General features: G+C 37.2%; 14 protein-coding genes. 11 read left to right on the top strand and 3 right to left on the bottom strand.

The genetic code is table 11. The features are described from left to right. The first annotated feature begins 9 nt into the window (after positions 1-9). The 6 genes from ACFTQ7_RS01405 (at position 10) to ACFTQ7_RS01380 (ending at position 7,034) form a co-directional block, all read left to right on the top strand. Positions 10-1,353, top strand: a complete 1,344-nt coding sequence (locus ACFTQ7_RS01405) for a dihydrolipoamide acetyltransferase family protein (RefSeq protein ID WP_386826917.1) — start codon at positions 10-12, stop codon at positions 1,351-1,353. 5 nt (positions 1,354-1,358) lie between these two features. Then, on the top strand, positions 1,359-2,774 hold the full coding sequence (gene lpdA / locus ACFTQ7_RS01400) for a dihydrolipoyl dehydrogenase (protein ID WP_068983305.1): 1,416 nt from the start codon (positions 1,359-1,361) through the stop codon (positions 2,772-2,774). 236 nt (positions 2,775-3,010) lie between these two features. Next, entirely contained in the window at positions 3,011-3,793 is a 783-nt protein-coding gene (locus ACFTQ7_RS01395; RefSeq protein WP_386826916.1) for an SDR family NAD(P)-dependent oxidoreductase, read from the top strand. Between the two features lie 402 nt (positions 3,794-4,195). Next, entirely contained in the window at positions 4,196-5,701 is a 1,506-nt protein-coding gene (locus ACFTQ7_RS01390; protein ID WP_386826915.1) for a Tle-like phospholipase domain-containing protein, read from the top strand. A 219-nt stretch (positions 5,702-5,920) separates the two neighbouring features. Beyond that, on the top strand, positions 5,921-6,364 hold the full coding sequence (locus ACFTQ7_RS01385) for a CidA/LrgA family protein (RefSeq protein ID WP_386826914.1): 444 nt from the start codon (positions 5,921-5,923) through the stop codon (positions 6,362-6,364). Next, the gene (locus tag ACFTQ7_RS01380) at positions 6,357-7,034 is read left to right on the top strand and encodes an LrgB family protein (RefSeq protein WP_349658971.1); all 678 of its coding nucleotides are present in this window, start codon (positions 6,357-6,359) and stop codon (positions 7,032-7,034) included. Before ACFTQ7_RS01385 ends, ACFTQ7_RS01380 begins: the two co-directional genes overlap by 8 nt. 32 nt (positions 7,035-7,066) lie before the next feature. Here the strand turns inward: ACFTQ7_RS01380 and ACFTQ7_RS01375 are convergent, their stop codons facing one another. After that, positions 7,067-7,663 carry a methyltransferase domain-containing protein gene (locus tag ACFTQ7_RS01375; protein ID WP_386826913.1) on the bottom strand — a complete coding sequence of 199 codons (597 nt, stop codon included), beginning with the start codon at positions 7,661-7,663 and terminating at the stop codon, positions 7,067-7,069. A gap of 173 nt (positions 7,664-7,836) precedes the next feature. On the opposite strand from ACFTQ7_RS01375, the gene ACFTQ7_RS01370 reads away from it, so the two are divergent. After that, positions 7,837-8,172 carry a helix-turn-helix transcriptional regulator gene (locus tag ACFTQ7_RS01370; protein WP_386826912.1) on the top strand — a complete coding sequence of 112 codons (336 nt, stop codon included), beginning with the start codon at positions 7,837-7,839 and terminating at the stop codon, positions 8,170-8,172. A gap of 37 nt (positions 8,173-8,209) precedes the next feature. Here ACFTQ7_RS01370 and ACFTQ7_RS01365 read toward each other — a convergent pair whose 3' ends face one another. Next, a complete protein-coding gene (locus tag ACFTQ7_RS01365) occupies positions 8,210-9,679 on the bottom strand; it encodes an aminotransferase class I/II-fold pyridoxal phosphate-dependent enzyme (protein ID WP_386826911.1) in 1,470 nt (489 codons plus the stop codon). Positions 9,680-9,830: 151 nt separating this feature from the next. Between ACFTQ7_RS01365 and ACFTQ7_RS01360 the strand changes: the two genes are divergently transcribed. Continuing rightward, the gene (locus ACFTQ7_RS01360; protein WP_386826910.1) at positions 9,831-10,787 is read left to right on the top strand and encodes an NAD(P)H-dependent flavin oxidoreductase; all 957 of its coding nucleotides are present in this window, start codon (positions 9,831-9,833) and stop codon (positions 10,785-10,787) included. 253 nt (positions 10,788-11,040) lie between these two features. Continuing rightward, positions 11,041-11,328, top strand: coding sequence for a UPF0223 family protein (locus ACFTQ7_RS01355; RefSeq protein ID WP_386826909.1), 288 nt, complete (start codon positions 11,041-11,043; stop codon positions 11,326-11,328). Positions 11,329-12,052: 724 nt separating this feature from the next. Here the strand turns inward: ACFTQ7_RS01355 and ACFTQ7_RS01350 are convergent. Next, the gene (locus ACFTQ7_RS01350) at positions 12,053-12,679 is read right to left on the bottom strand and encodes a YktB family protein (RefSeq protein ID WP_386826908.1); all 627 of its coding nucleotides are present in this window, start codon (positions 12,677-12,679) and stop codon (positions 12,053-12,055) included. Positions 12,680-12,799: 120 nt separating this feature from the next. On the opposite strand from ACFTQ7_RS01350, the gene ACFTQ7_RS01345 reads away from it, so the two are divergent. Together ACFTQ7_RS01345 and ACFTQ7_RS01340 are read left to right on the top strand one after the other, a co-directional pair. Beyond that, positions 12,800-12,997: a hypothetical protein gene (locus tag ACFTQ7_RS01345; RefSeq protein WP_079559720.1), complete on the top strand. Its 198-nt coding sequence runs from the start codon at positions 12,800-12,802 to the stop codon at positions 12,995-12,997. A gap of 228 nt (positions 12,998-13,225) precedes the next feature. Continuing rightward, positions 13,226-14,020 carry an inositol monophosphatase family protein gene (locus ACFTQ7_RS01340; RefSeq protein ID WP_386826907.1) on the top strand — a complete coding sequence of 265 codons (795 nt, stop codon included), beginning with the start codon at positions 13,226-13,228 and terminating at the stop codon, positions 14,018-14,020. Positions 14,021-14,083 lie beyond the last annotated feature (63 nt).

The raw sequence follows: 14,083 nt of genomic DNA, 5'->3' as shown, positions 1-14,083 counted from the left end.
TGGGTACACATGGCATTTGAATTTAGATTACCGGATATTGGCGAGGGTATTCACGAAGGCGAAATCGTTAAGTGGTTCGTTAAAGCTGGAGATACAGTAAAAGAAGACGATATTCTTTGTGAAGTACAAAATGATAAAGCAGTAGTAGAGATTCCGTCTCCAGTTGAAGGGACAGTAGAGGAAGTTTTAGTAGGAGAAGGCACAGTAGCGGTTGTTGGTGATGTCTTAATCCGCCTTGATGCACCTGGATATGAAGATTTAAAGCTAAAAGGTGATGACCATGCTGAAGCGAAAACAGAGGCTCAAGTTCAAGCGACAGCTGAGTATGGTAAGGAAGTAGCAAAGGCACCTGTTGAAGTTGAGCAGGCTCCAGAGAAAACTCCTGAAAAGACTGAAGCTGTTGCGGTAACTGAAGATAATAAGCGTATCATTGCAATGCCTTCAGTACGTAAATTTGCACGAGACAATGATGTGAATATTCGTGAAGTTAATGGTACTGGCAAAAATGGTCGTATTTTAAAACAAGATATTGAAAATTTCCTAAAAGGTGGAGGCGTTGTAGAGGTTGAAGCAGCAGCACCAGTAGCTAATGAAGAAGCTGTGCAGCAAGAAACCACTACACAAGTAGCACCAGTAGTCCTTGAAGGTGATTTCCCAGAAACACGTGAGAAAATGTCGGGCATTCGAAAAGCGATTGCAAAAGCGATGGTTCACTCGAAACAAACGGCTCCACATGTTACACTAATGGATGAAGTCGATGTAACAGCTCTAGTAGCACATCGCAAAAAATTCAAAGATATCGCTGCTGAAAAAGGTGTTAAATTAACGTACTTACCATATGTAGTTAAAGCGCTAATTTCAACTTTACGCGAATTCCCAGAATTTAACCGCTCATTAGATGATGCAACACAAGAAATTATTCAGAAGCATTATTACAATATTGGTATTGCAGCAGATACAGAAAAAGGCTTGCTAGTACCAGTTATTAAGCACGCTGATCGTAAATCTGTTTTTGCAGTATCAAATGAAATTAATGAATTAGCGACTAAAGCTCGTGAAAGCAAGCTTGCACCACATGAAATGAAGGGCGCCTCGATGTCGATTACGAATATCGGCTCTGCAGGGGGACAGTGGTTTACTCCGGTAATTAATCATCCTGAAGTAGCGATTCTAGGTATTGGTCGAATTTCAGAAAAACCTGTAATAAAAAATGGTGAAATTGTAGCCGCACCTGTGTTAGCATTATCATTGAGCTTTGATCATCGTATGATTGATGGAGCCACTGCGCAAAATGCTTTAAATCACTTAAAGCGTTTGTTAAGTGAACCAGAATTATTATTAATGGAGGCGTAACAAAAATGGTAGTAGGAGATTTTCCAATCGAAACAGATACTCTTGTCATTGGTTCAGGTCCTGGAGGATATGTAGCAGCAATTCGTGCAGCTCAAACTGGCCAAAAAGTAACAATCGTTGAAAAAAATGTACTTGGTGGTGTGTGCTTAAACGTAGGTTGTATCCCATCTAAAGCATTAATTTCAGTAGGTCACCGTTTTGAGCATGCTAAACATTCAGATGACATGGGTATCATCGCTTCTGATGTGAAATTAGACTTCTCAAAAGCACAAGCATTTAAAGACAGCGTTGTTAAAAAATTAACTGGCGGTGTTGAAGGCTTACTTAAAGGTAATAAAGTTGAAATTGTACAAGGTGAAGCTTATTTCGTTGACGCTCATTCAGTGCGTATCATCAATGGTGAATCTGCTCAAACTTACACATTTAACAATGTAATTATCGCAACGGGTTCTCGCCCAGTTGAAATTCCAACATTTAAATTCTCTAATCGCGTACTAAATTCTACTGGCGCACTTTCTTTACAAGAAGTACCAGGTAAATTAGTCGTTATCGGTGGAGGCTATATTGGTACAGAGTTAGGTTCAGCTTACGCTAACCTTGGCTCACAAGTAACAATTATCGAAGGCGGAAAAGATATCTTAGCTGGCTTCGAAAAACAAATGACACAAATCGTGAAAAAAGGCCTTAAAAAGAAAGGCGTTGAAATGGAAGTAAACGCATCTGCAAAAGGCGTTGAAGAAACAGAAAACGGCGTAGTAGTAACATATGAAGTTGGCGGAGAAGAGAAAAAAGTTGAAGCTGACTACGTATTAGTAACTGTAGGTCGTCGTCCAAATACAGATGAAATGGGCCTTGCTGAAATCGGTGTTGAATTCGGTGAACGTGGTCTTATCAATGTTGACAAACAGTGCCGTACAAATATTCCAAACATCTATGCAATTGGTGATATTGTAGCTGGTCCTCAGCTTGCTCATAAAGCATCTTACGAAGGTAAAGTTGCTGCTGAAGCAATCGCTGGTGAAAAATCAATCGTTGATTATTTAGCTATTCCTGCTGTATGCTTCACAGATCCAGAGATGGCAACAGTTGGTTATAACGAAGATGAAGCGAAAGCTGAAGGCATCGAGTACACTGCAGCGAAATTCCCATTTGCAGCAAATGGTCGTGCACTTGCATTAAACCAAACAGAAGGTTTCGTGAAACTTGTTGCGCGTAAAGAAGATGGCTTATTAATTGGTGCTCAAATCGTAGGTGCTGGTGCATCTGATATGATCGCTGAAATGGGCTTAGCTATTGAAGGCGGTATGACTGCTGAAGATATCGCGTTAACAATCCATGCTCACCCAACATTAGGTGAAATTACAATGGAAGCTGCTGAAGTATTACTTGGCAACCCAATCCATATTGTAGCAAAAAAATAATAAAGTTTATGAAAACGGTTATAAAGCATTTGCTTTGTAGCCGTTTTTTTGTATATTACATGTAATTTTGATAAAGTAATTATATCGAATGAATATTCTAAAAATACAGTTCGGTTAGGAACATATTACATACCGGATAGACTTAAAAATCTAGTAATTGAATGCTAGATGTCCGGAAATGATAACGATGTCTTTGAAACAAGGGAAGTTGATCAAAAAAACTGGGGTGATAAAAAATGGAACTAGGCTTAAAGGGGAAAGTAGCAGTTATTACAGGTTCAAGTAAGGGAATTGGCTATTATACAGCAATGGAGCTTGTGAAAGAGGGCGCGAAGGTCGTACTTTGTGCTCGTGGTGAAAAGCAGCTTCAAGTGGCTGCTGGCTGTATTAAAAATGAAACAGGCGAGGACGTTTTAATTGTACCAACTGATATTACAAAAGAAAAAGATTGTAAGTACTTAATAGAACGAGCAGTAGAGCATTTTGGTCGCCTTGATATTCTTATTAATAATGCAGGCACAGCTTCAGCTAATTCATTTGAATCGGTTAGTAGTGAGCTATGGCAGGCTGATGTAGATTTAAAAGTGTTTGGTGCTGTCAATTGTTCAAAATATGCTGTACCTCATTTGCGTAAGGTTGGTGGCGGTGCAATAGTTAATGTGACTGCGGTAATGGCTAAAACACCACCGGCAAGCTCACTCCCTAGTACTGTAAGTCGTGCGGCAGGTCTGGCATTAACGAAAGCTATGAGCAAAGACTTAGGAAAAGATAATATACGTGTGAACTCTGTTTGTATTGGGCTTATTCGTAGTGATCAAATAGAGAAGACGTGGAAAGAGGCAGAACCCGAACTATCGTGGGATGAGTATTCTCGTAAAGTAGGTCAAGCAATTCCACTTGGTCGTGTAGGGGAAACTCAAGAAGCAGCAAATGTCATTACTTTTTTAGTTTCTGATGCTGCTAGTTATGTGACAGGAACTTCTGTAAATATTGATGGTGGTTCCGGGCATGCATTATAGAGTAATATTTTTTGAGAAAAGTATATTTAGCTGTGTCAAAAAATTGATTGTAGATTAGTTTTAAGACAGTTTCTTTATCATATGTATAGAAAAAGGGTAGCTCAAAGGTAGTAACCCCTTAAAGTTAGAGTTTTTATTATGCGGCTAATTGGCTGGTGTGAGTTCGGTATTTTACTGGACTTATGCTAGCCAGTTTTAGTTTAAATACGTTCATTGCTATAGTGGTCGATATAGCGTTCAATTATCTTCTTCAATTTTTCATACGAGATAAATACTTCACCGTAATACTTCACTTGATTAAGTATCAAAGAGGGTTTCCATTGACATTAACTTCTGTAAAATTATTCATTTGCTGGTATTGGGGTGATATAATTGTTCGAAACCATTATAGGAGGATTTTTTTTGAAAAGAAATTTTTTATTTTTTTTAATCATTACTACAGTTTTATCAGTCATTTTCAGTGGTGTAAATCCACAAGCGGCAAAAGCAGCAACTGTACCAAATCTTAGCCCGAAAAATCTAACAAAAGAAGAAACAAGAGCATTGTTCTTTAGCACCTTAGTTTACTCAGACCTAAGCAAATTTGAAAAAAGAACAAAATTAGTAGATATGAAATTTGATGCAATAAATGCTAAAAGTGATCCACTGCAAAATTTTAAGGATGAATGGAAGAAAATTCAAAAAGAACATTACTACCCTTCTATGAAAGTAAGTGAGTTTATCAAATATGCTGATTTAGAAAAATGGATTCTAGATGATTATGTAAGTGATGATATAACAGGCTTTTTCGGAGCTGTTTTTAAAAATACAAAAACTGAAGAATATGTAATCGCATTTAGAGGTACTTCTGACAGTGGAAATATCTCTAAAGATCTATCGGACATTACTTCGGAACTGTATAATACTCAAATGGATAATGCGAGAAGACTATTTGAACAGGTAAATCCAAAATATAAAGTTACTGCTACCGGTCATTCTTTAGGTGGATTTTTAGCAACTTCTATAACTTTGGAAAAAGGAATACCTTCCGTTGTATTCAACGCACCTAGTCCTGACGAATATTCAAATATTGACAATGCAAACAGAAAGTTAGTAAAGACGTTTTCGATAAATCTTGATCCAATTGGTAAATATAACAGCCCTAAAAAAAATTCAAAAACTAATATTTATTATGACAAGAAAGATAATCAACCTTCTACTTCGGTAAGTGGTTACCACAATCTTTCTAATTTTTACCAATATGCAGATAAACCATTATACGATGTGGCAACAGGAGTTATCTCCACTAACTTAAAGGAAGTCGAAGTTTTAGGTGGACCAGGCACTAATTTTGCAAAGTTAGGTTCATTAAAGAACGGCACAAAAATTACGACCTATTCTCATGATATATATGGTTATTCTCTATTCAATTACGAAGGAAAAGAAGGATATGTTTCGAACCAATACATTAAGAATTTTAGTGACTTCGAACTATCTGAAGCTAAGAAAATAGTAGATGGTCTAATCGGAATGCAAGATAAGATACGGCTTGGAAACACCTATTACTTCACAAAGACTCAAATAATTGATATCTTATCTCCTGGATTCACACCTGAATATATTAATAAATACATGAAAGAAGATATGATGCCTTTGGAAAACAAATATATATTTAGAGGCACCGATAACATTGCGGCAAATCCAAACACGATCTTTATTGATTCTTGGGTAGAAAATGAATACGTGAAAAAACCTACTGTAGAATATTATCGTTTTAAAGGAAGTGAATACCTCCTTATTTCTCAATATCGCAAACCTTTCGACAGTATGGTATCTTCACACAATGGTTTTTATGATAACCTGTATCTGATAAAAGAAAGTTCAAATTCTAATTGGAAAGCATATGATATGAAACACCCAAAAAAATAAATTAATAAACAAGCACTTCCTATTTGTTTAAAATCACTTAGGAAGTGCTTTTTTTAAATGAATGTCCAGCAATATGTTTGTCAGAGTAGCTTCTTAAGTAAGTACCCAATAGGAAAGTCTTGAAGTAATCCTTTTTTCTATTGTTTTTCTAAAATTATAATAGACAGAAAATTCCTGCAGTTGTAGAATGGACGTAATGGGGGGGTGAAATGTGGCGAAATGTTGAACGAGAATTTTGTTGCGATGTTAAAGAGAGTTGTTCGAATTATTGTTCAGATCGGGATACTCAATATCTTTTATTACATGGGCGTCGGTATTGTTGCTTTACTACATGTACCTCTTCCAGGAAGTGTAATTGGTTTGTTATTATTAGCACTTTCACTCCATTTTAAAATAATTAAAGTAGAATACATTCAAGATGGAGCTGGTTTTTTAATTGGCGTATTAACGTTGTTTTTCATTCCTGCAACAGTAGGAGTAATTGACTACCCTGAACTTGTTTCAACAACTGGTCTATTGATTATGCTAGCCGTTATAGCAAGTACGCTAATTTCTATTTATGTGACGGGATTACTTAGTCAAATTGTTGAGAAAAAAGAGCTGACTAAAAAAGAAACAGTAGCCATTGTAGAAGAAGGAGAGGGGGAATTAACAGTTGATTGAAATTATTGTTGTCGTTGGTACCGTTGTGTTATTCGTATTATTTACTAAACTTTATCAACGTTACCCTCATCCTTTAATGATTCCGTTAGTGACGACAACGATCGTCAGTGCAATTATGTTAGTAGTCTTTAATATTCCATACTCTACATATATGGAGGGGGGAGAATGGCTACAAAAAATGCTAGGTCCAGCAGTTGTAGCACTTGCTTATCCATTATATAACCAGCGTAAGATTATTATGAAATATAAATATGCAATTTTGTCAGGTGTTTTTATCGCCATGGTTACGGGTTTAGTGACAATATTTGTTATGCTGAAATGGATTGGTGTCAATAAAAGCTGGTTGCTGACTGCCTTGCCTAAATCGTTAACGACACCTGTAGGTATGCAGGTGAGTGAGACAATTGGCGGTATTCCACCATTAACAGCTGTGCTTGTCATGCTGGCAGGATTTGTAGGCGCTATTATAGGACCATTAGTCATTAAATACGGCAAAATTGACTCCGCCGTTAGTAGAGGTGTTGCGGTAGGTAGCGCTTCACACGGTGTTGGACTTGTTAAATTAAGAGAATACGGAGAACAAGAATTATCAGTAGGCTCGTTATCTATGGCCTTAACTGCAATTATTGGCGCATTTCTATGTCCATTATTTGTTTATTTATTTTTGTAAAAAAGCTATATACAGAATCTGTATATAGCTATTTAACTCTTTTCGATAATTAATTGAATAGTATGAGCAAGTCCTGTGTGGAGTATACCCTCATTTCGCATTTGTTCACCTGTGAAAAAATGGATGATTTTATAAGGTTGACACCATTTTAGAACATCCAAAGGGTCATATAAAAAATCAAGCTGTCTTGGGCCACCTGAGGCGTAAGGTAGCTGATAAATTGAATAAAGTTCCATCATAATACGACCGCCAGGTTTTACAGAATTAACAATCCTCTTAAACACTTCTTGTTGCTGTTCAGCTGGAAAATGTCCAAACACCATAATAGCAGCATCAAACATTTCTTCTGGCAGTTCATCTTGTAGTAAGTCAGTTAGCTTTGTATGGACTGAAACATTATGTTTTTCTGCAAGCTGTTCTGTTTTTTTAAGACCACTTTCCGCATAATCAAAGGCAGTTACCGTATGTCCCTGTAAAGCTAAAAATACAGCATTTCGACCTTCACCTTCGGCATATGCAGCCACACTTGGATAATCCTTTAAATAGTGTACATAGTCTTCTATAAATGTATTTGGCTGCTCACCATAAACATATTCGGCTGTTTTAAATCGTTGATCCCATGTGTTCATTCCATCACTCCTCAATAAATATTGTAAGGAAAGTATGCTCTAGATTCGAATTTTTTGCTCAGTTTCTTTGAAAGCAACTATGCGTTGCGAATTAGCAAATGATAACTTCTAGAATAAAGTGTAATAATCCATTATTATTTGATCAAAATCCTATAAGTTGGAGGTGAAATTCAATGAAGATAGAAAACCGTTTAAAGGAATTGAGAGAACAACATAAATATACACAGGACGATGTCGCGGGTTTTTTAAATATTTCAAGACAATCTGTTTCAAAATGGGAGTTAGGAAAGGGCTATCCGGATATTGATAATTTAAGAAGGTTAAGTGATTTATATAAAATTTCTTTAGACCAGCTTATTATAGGTGAAGAAAAATATCATACACAAGTAGCCTCTGATTCCACTGATTCTAATGAATCGGATCATAAAACTGTTGGGGATTTTTTATGGAGGCATTGGTGGCTTCTTTTTCCAATATTAGGTATGATTTCTACTTGGTTATATTATTAATCGACAAAAAGCTACCTCTCTTTGAGGTAGCTTTGCATTAAATAATAGGTTTGCGTTCTTTTATGACGCGAATCGTTTTTAATGTTGTATCTTCTGGTCCTTGTACAGGTAAACCAGCTTCAATATTCATTTGTATATAACGAATATTCTCTTGTGTAATTATTTCCCCGGGAATAAAAATCGGAATACCTGGGGGATATACCATAACGAATTCTGCACAAATACAATTATCTGCTTCTGCAAGAGGAACAACTTCAGTATCTGCATAAAATGCATCGCGTGGTGACATGGCAAGTGCAGGAATATCCGGTACATTTACCATCGCCTCAGTAATAGTAGCTTCTGAATCGAATGCTTTTGACATACGACTAAGAGCATTGATGAGGAGATTAATTTCCTTTTTCGTATCACCTAATGTCACTAAGCATAAAATATTGTATAGATCTGATAATTCTACTTCAATATTTGCATTGTGACGTAGCCATTCTTCAGCTTGATGACCAGTGATGCCTAAATCTTTAACACTTATTAGTAGCTTTAAAGGGTCCATATCATAAGTTGCAGATGAATTTAATTTTTCTTTACCAGCACATTTTATATGTGGAATTTGGTTAATGCGTTTACGCGCATCCTTTGCCAAACGAAGTGCATCACCAATTAAGTCATAACCATGGATTGCCAGCTGACGTCGTGCTGTGTCAAGAGAAGCAAGTAATGGATAAGATGTCGATGTAGTTGTTAGCATCGACAGAACAGCTTGTACTCGTTTTGCAGAAACAAGACCTTCACGAACGTTTAAAATAGACGTTTGAGTCATAGAGCCACCAAGCTTGTGTACGCTTGTTGCAGCCATATCAGCCCCAGCTTCCATTGCGGAGTAAGGGAGGTCATCATGAAATTTAATGTGTACACCATGTGCTTCATCGACAACTACCGGAATATTACGTGTATGGACTATTTCTACAATACGCTTTAAGTCTGCGGAGAAGCCGAAGTACGTTGGATTAATTACAAGTACTGCTTTTGTATCTGGATAAGCATTTAAAGCTTTTTCAACAGCTTCAGGCGATATTCCATGAGAAATACCGTATTCACTATCTACTTCAGGATGAATAAAAATCGGGATTGCTCCAGCGAAAACAATCGCCGACATAATGGATTTATGAACATTCCGTGGTACTAGAATTTTATCACCTGGACCGACGACGGTCAGAATCATCGCCATAATGGCGCCACTAGTACCTTGAACGGAAAAGAATGTATGATCAGCACCAAAGGCTTGTGCAGCAAGTGCTTGCGCTTCTTTAATGGCGCCCTTTGGTGAATGTAAATCGTCTAGTGGAGCAATATTAATTAAATCAATTGATAAAACGTTGTCGCCGACGAATTCTCGAAACGCAGGATCCATGCCTTGACCTTTCTTATGGCCTGGGATATGGAATTGAATTGGGTGTCTGTTCCGATGTTTTAATAATACGTCGAACAATGGAGTCTCTAGTTGTGACAACGCAGGTACCACCTCACTTTTTAATATCTAACAAAACAAGTGAATTATAGCACCTAATTGCATGAAAAAACAGACTTTGCAGAAAAAAATAAAAAATAAAGGTTTTTTTAATAATTTCGAGAAATTAGTATCGTAGGAAAGGGGAGGTACTATGAATTGGAATACACGTGTGACAGAGCTTTTAAATATTAAATATCCAATTATACAAGGGGGATTAGCCTATTTAGCTTATGCTGATTTAGCAGCAGCGGTGTCGAATGCTGGGGGGCTAGGGCAAATTACAGCAATGAGTTTACGTGATCCTGACTTATTGCGCGCAGAGATTCATAAAGTACGAACATTAACGGATAAACCGTTTGGCGTAAATTTTGCAATTGGTATGTATGGTACTGGTTATGAGGAAATGGTGCGCGTTGCGGTGGAAGAAAAGGTACCTGTTGTTACAATGACTGGCGGGAATCCTGCACCTATTTTTGATATTTTAGAAGGAACGGATATTAAAAAATTAGTTCTTGTTGCTGTACGTAGACAAGCTCAAAAGGCGGAAGAACTAGGCGCAGATGCTGTTATGGTTGTTGGACAAGAGGGTGGAGGTCATCTTGGACGCGATGATATAGGGACAATGGTGCTCGTGCCGCAGGTTGTAGATAGTGTGAAAATACCTGTCATTGCCTCTGGTGGTATTGGTGATGGTCGTGGCTGGATGGCAGCTCATGCACTTGGAGCAGAGGGAATTGAAATGGGAACTCGTTTTATTGCGACTAAAGAATGTGTTGATGCCTCTGAGGCATATAAAGAAGCGTTACTCGCAAGCACCGAGGCAGATACGACCGTTATAAAACGCTCTATAGGTGCACCAGCAAGAGCGTTACGCAGTGAATTCACGGAAAAGATTTTAGAAATTGAACGCACTACACCTACGTATGAGGCGTTAAAAGATTATATTAGCGGGAAAGCAAATAAACGTTTTATTTATGAGGGCGAAAAAGAAGAAGGCATTGGTTGGGCTGGACAAGTTACAGGAATGATTCATGATATTCCAACTGTCGAGGAGCTGATCACTCGAATGGTTGCAGAAGCAGAGAGTATCCGGGTAAAATGGGTATAACGACATACGAACAAATCATTTACATCAGTGTTCTAATGAGATTGTGAAAACCAAGCTATCTCATATTGTAATCGCCTTTGGAGAGCCATACTAATTGGCAGTAGCTTCGGCGAAACTAGGCTCGGAGAATAAGGAAGACACAAAAGCGAAAGTCAAAAGATATAAGTTGTGTCACTGTAGAGATGTCTACATTTTTTTAAGAAATGTATATGTTTTTTGTATCGGGTCAATAACGTAAAGGTGGTTATGTCCAATGGAATACTCTTATCCGTTTTCGACGGATTGGTCAACGGAGGAAATTGTAGATGTTGTCCAATTTTTTGAAGGAATTGAACAAGCTTATGAAAAAGGCATTAAGCGTGAAGTGATGATGGCGAAATATCGTCGTTTTAAAGAAATTGTTCCTTCACAGGCCGAGGAAAAAACAATTTTCCGTGAATTTGAAGAAGCGAGTGGCTATGTCAGTTATCCTGTTGTGAAACAAACAAAAGACGCAACTGACGGCACAATTATTAAAGTTGTCCCGAAGCAACGTAGATAAATAAAACGGGTCAAAACTTAAAAAGCGCGAGAAATCAATTTTAAAAACGTTGATTTCTTGCGCTTTTCTGATGTGGATTTTTTCAATTTCACTTTAAAAATTTACTGTCAGGTGTCGATTCAGATGACTCTTCGGCACAACGAGGAGTTGAATTTCGTTCCGACTGGGCGCTTTGTTGTTGCTGACGCTACGCTTTCGCACAGATAAAACATTTGTTGCTGACGCTTCGCTTTCGAGCAGAGCTTCCTAGGGGCGTCCGATGAGCCGCTTGGGGCAACCGGATGTTGGTCACGAAGGCGTTATCACAGGACGTGATGGTTTTAGCCTTCGTTCCTCTATTGCTAATCCCCAAGGAGTGCCCAATCTCCACTCCAATCAACTACTTCACAGGCATGTATCTTGACTACTTTGATTTTAAATACAAAAAATGTGGATGTGAGTATTCCCATCCCATATTTTTTATCTAATCGCTTTACACTATGCCGGTGTTAAAAATAAGCGCGCTTCATATACTACATAAACAAAATCAAGCTTTTTTAAATTTCTTGAAAAATAGAGAGAAAATAATAATTCCCTTCTCTCAACTCAAACCCATAAAAATATTCCTCAAACAAATTTTCGTTTGCTAGGGATAATAACGTAAATTTTCCACAAAATATAAATAAAAACATAAAAATTGTTTTAGTTATTATGCCACAAGGCTTGAAGGACAATCTGTTAAACTTTATTTTCCAACAATGATGTTATAAATCGGGAGTAAACGGTTAAAGGTATCTTCTGTTAATTGATGAAGTTCACTAGCTGACAGCTTGACCGCTTGATCTTTTGGAATATGTCGACCTACTAAAAACTCACCTTTTTTTACATCGCGTAAACGAATAAGTAATTCATCTAGCTTGTCTTCCTTTGCATCTTGCATGGAGATTGCTGCTGGAGACATATGATCTCCAGAGACAATGAAGTCATCAGGAAGTTGCTGTAACATTGCTCTGTTGGCGATTAAACGTTCTGCCATCACATTTTTTTGTGGAGCTTCATAAATAATAGCTAAGACGATGAATAAATGTGTGCTCCAAAGACCAATCTGAAAGTGAGGTAATGATTTATAACCTCTTTTGTACGGAGCGAAGGCAACCCAGCTATCATTGGGAGGATTTACTGTCCTACGTGCATGCTTTGCAACATGAGGATAAAATTCTTCTCCAAGATGACTCGAAAAGAAGGAAGAAAAATCCTCTCCAAGAGTTTGGAATTTTGGTCTTACACATTCATTTAAGGCATCCATTCTCTGTTCTAATCCGTCTATTTGAAAAACATTGAAGTCTTTATTCGTCCATTTTATTTTCGTCATTTTTTATTTACTCCTTTCGATTTATAAGGTTTATTTTATTACGAAAATGGGAAAAAATCTTATAACAAGAACTTTCTCGAAGTTGTTATTGTAAAAAAATAAAAAAAGGAAGTGATTTTTATGAAACCTATCGTAAAAATTATACGTAAAGTCGACATTGAAAAGCAATATGAACACATTTTACAATTAGAATTAGATTATGAATTAGCCTCACTCTTTTCGGCAATGAATGAAAAAAATGAGTTTGAAATTGAAAAAAGTAAAAAACGTCTGGCTGAAATTCAGCTTGAACTTGAGAGCTTGCACGTCTATGCGTAGTCAATATTTTATACCGATTTGAAAAATCACTTGCTGAATATTCCGACAGCAGGTGATTTTTATTGCTATAAAGGGTAAAATAGACTGTATATCATAATAAGAAGTTTTAATTTCAAGGAAGTACTAGGTGCTACGTATTAACAAAACGTCATGAGAAATCAAGCCTTAAGTAGTGAGAAAGTTAAAAAATGTGTGAGGCCTTTTCTTATAATCGAAGGGTGGGTTTTTATGGATTTACAACAAATTGATCAGTTTGCGAAAAGTATTATAGTTGAAGCGGGGAGACGTATTCGGGAGGCCTTTTCGTACAATCTAATTATTGAGACAAAATCAAGTGCCAATGACCTTGTTACAAATATTGACCGTGAAACAGAATTATTTTTTATCGAAAAAATACAAAGTTTCGATCCAACCCACAAAATTTTAGGGGAAGAGGGAATGGGCGAGAAAGTAGAGTCGTTAGAAGGTGTCGTATGGATTATTGATCCGATCGATGGCACGATGAATTTTGTGAAACAACATCGTCATTTTATGATTTCTATCGGTATTTTTGTTAATGGGGTAGGCAAGCTAGGTTACATATTCGATGTCATGCGTGAAGATTTATTTTATGCTATTGCAGGTCAAGGGGCATGGTACAATGACTCTCCATTACGTAAGTTGCAGTCAGTCAAAATGGAGGAATCGGTCATTGGTATAAACGCTCATTGGGTAGCACCCAATCGACATATTCACCATGAAAAAGTCATTGAAATGGTTCGGAAAGTACGTGGTACGCGGTCATATGGTTCAGCGGCAATGGAAATAGCGTTTGTTGTCAGTGGTAAACTAGATGCTTATGTATCGATGCGACTATCACCATGGGATATTGCTGGGGGGACTATTATCGCTAAGGAAGTTGGTGCCATCACCACTAATTTACATGGAGAGGCCTTTGACTTTTTGCATCAGGATACTTTTATCATTGCCAATCCTTCTATACACAAAGAGCTATTAGAAAATTATATTGTGCCTTATGAATAAAAAAGGAGCCTTCTATTTTTAAACTGTACCCTATAAGATAGACACTTTGAAAAAAGTCTATCC

The sequence above is a fragment of the Lysinibacillus sp. NPDC056959 genome, from assembly GCF_042674095.1.
GTDB classification, from domain to species: domain Bacteria; phylum Bacillota; class Bacilli; order Bacillales_A; family Planococcaceae; genus Lysinibacillus; species Lysinibacillus zambalensis.
Note: the sequence above shows the minus strand (reverse complement) of the source record. Positions and strands in the feature narration are given on the sequence as shown.

Excerpts from the sequence above, each read along its gene's own strand:
- ACFTQ7_RS01355 (WP_386826909.1), top strand. The coding sequence starts at position 11,041 with ATGGAATACTCTTATCCGTTTTCGACGGATTGGTCAACGGAGGAAATT.
- ACFTQ7_RS01375 (WP_386826913.1), bottom strand. The coding sequence starts at position 7,663 with ATGAACACATGGGATCAACGATTTAAAACAGCCGAATATGTTTATGGT.
- ACFTQ7_RS01405 (WP_386826917.1), top strand. The coding sequence starts at position 10 with ATGGCATTTGAATTTAGATTACCGGATATTGGCGAGGGTATTCACGAA.
- lpdA (WP_068983305.1), top strand. The coding sequence starts at position 1,359 with ATGGTAGTAGGAGATTTTCCAATCGAAACAGATACTCTTGTCATTGGT.
- ACFTQ7_RS01395 (WP_386826916.1), top strand. The coding sequence starts at position 3,011 with ATGGAACTAGGCTTAAAGGGGAAAGTAGCAGTTATTACAGGTTCAAGT.
- ACFTQ7_RS01340 (WP_386826907.1), top strand. The coding sequence starts at position 13,226 with ATGGATTTACAACAAATTGATCAGTTTGCGAAAAGTATTATAGTTGAA.
- ACFTQ7_RS01370 (WP_386826912.1), top strand. The coding sequence starts at position 7,837 with ATGAAGATAGAAAACCGTTTAAAGGAATTGAGAGAACAACATAAATAT.
- ACFTQ7_RS01360 (WP_386826910.1), top strand. The coding sequence starts at position 9,831 with ATGAATTGGAATACACGTGTGACAGAGCTTTTAAATATTAAATATCCA.
- ACFTQ7_RS01350 (WP_386826908.1), bottom strand. The coding sequence starts at position 12,679 with ATGACGAAAATAAAATGGACGAATAAAGACTTCAATGTTTTTCAAATA.
- ACFTQ7_RS01345 (WP_079559720.1), top strand. The coding sequence starts at position 12,800 with ATGAAACCTATCGTAAAAATTATACGTAAAGTCGACATTGAAAAGCAA.
- ACFTQ7_RS01385 (WP_386826914.1), top strand. The coding sequence starts at position 5,921 with ATGTTGAACGAGAATTTTGTTGCGATGTTAAAGAGAGTTGTTCGAATT.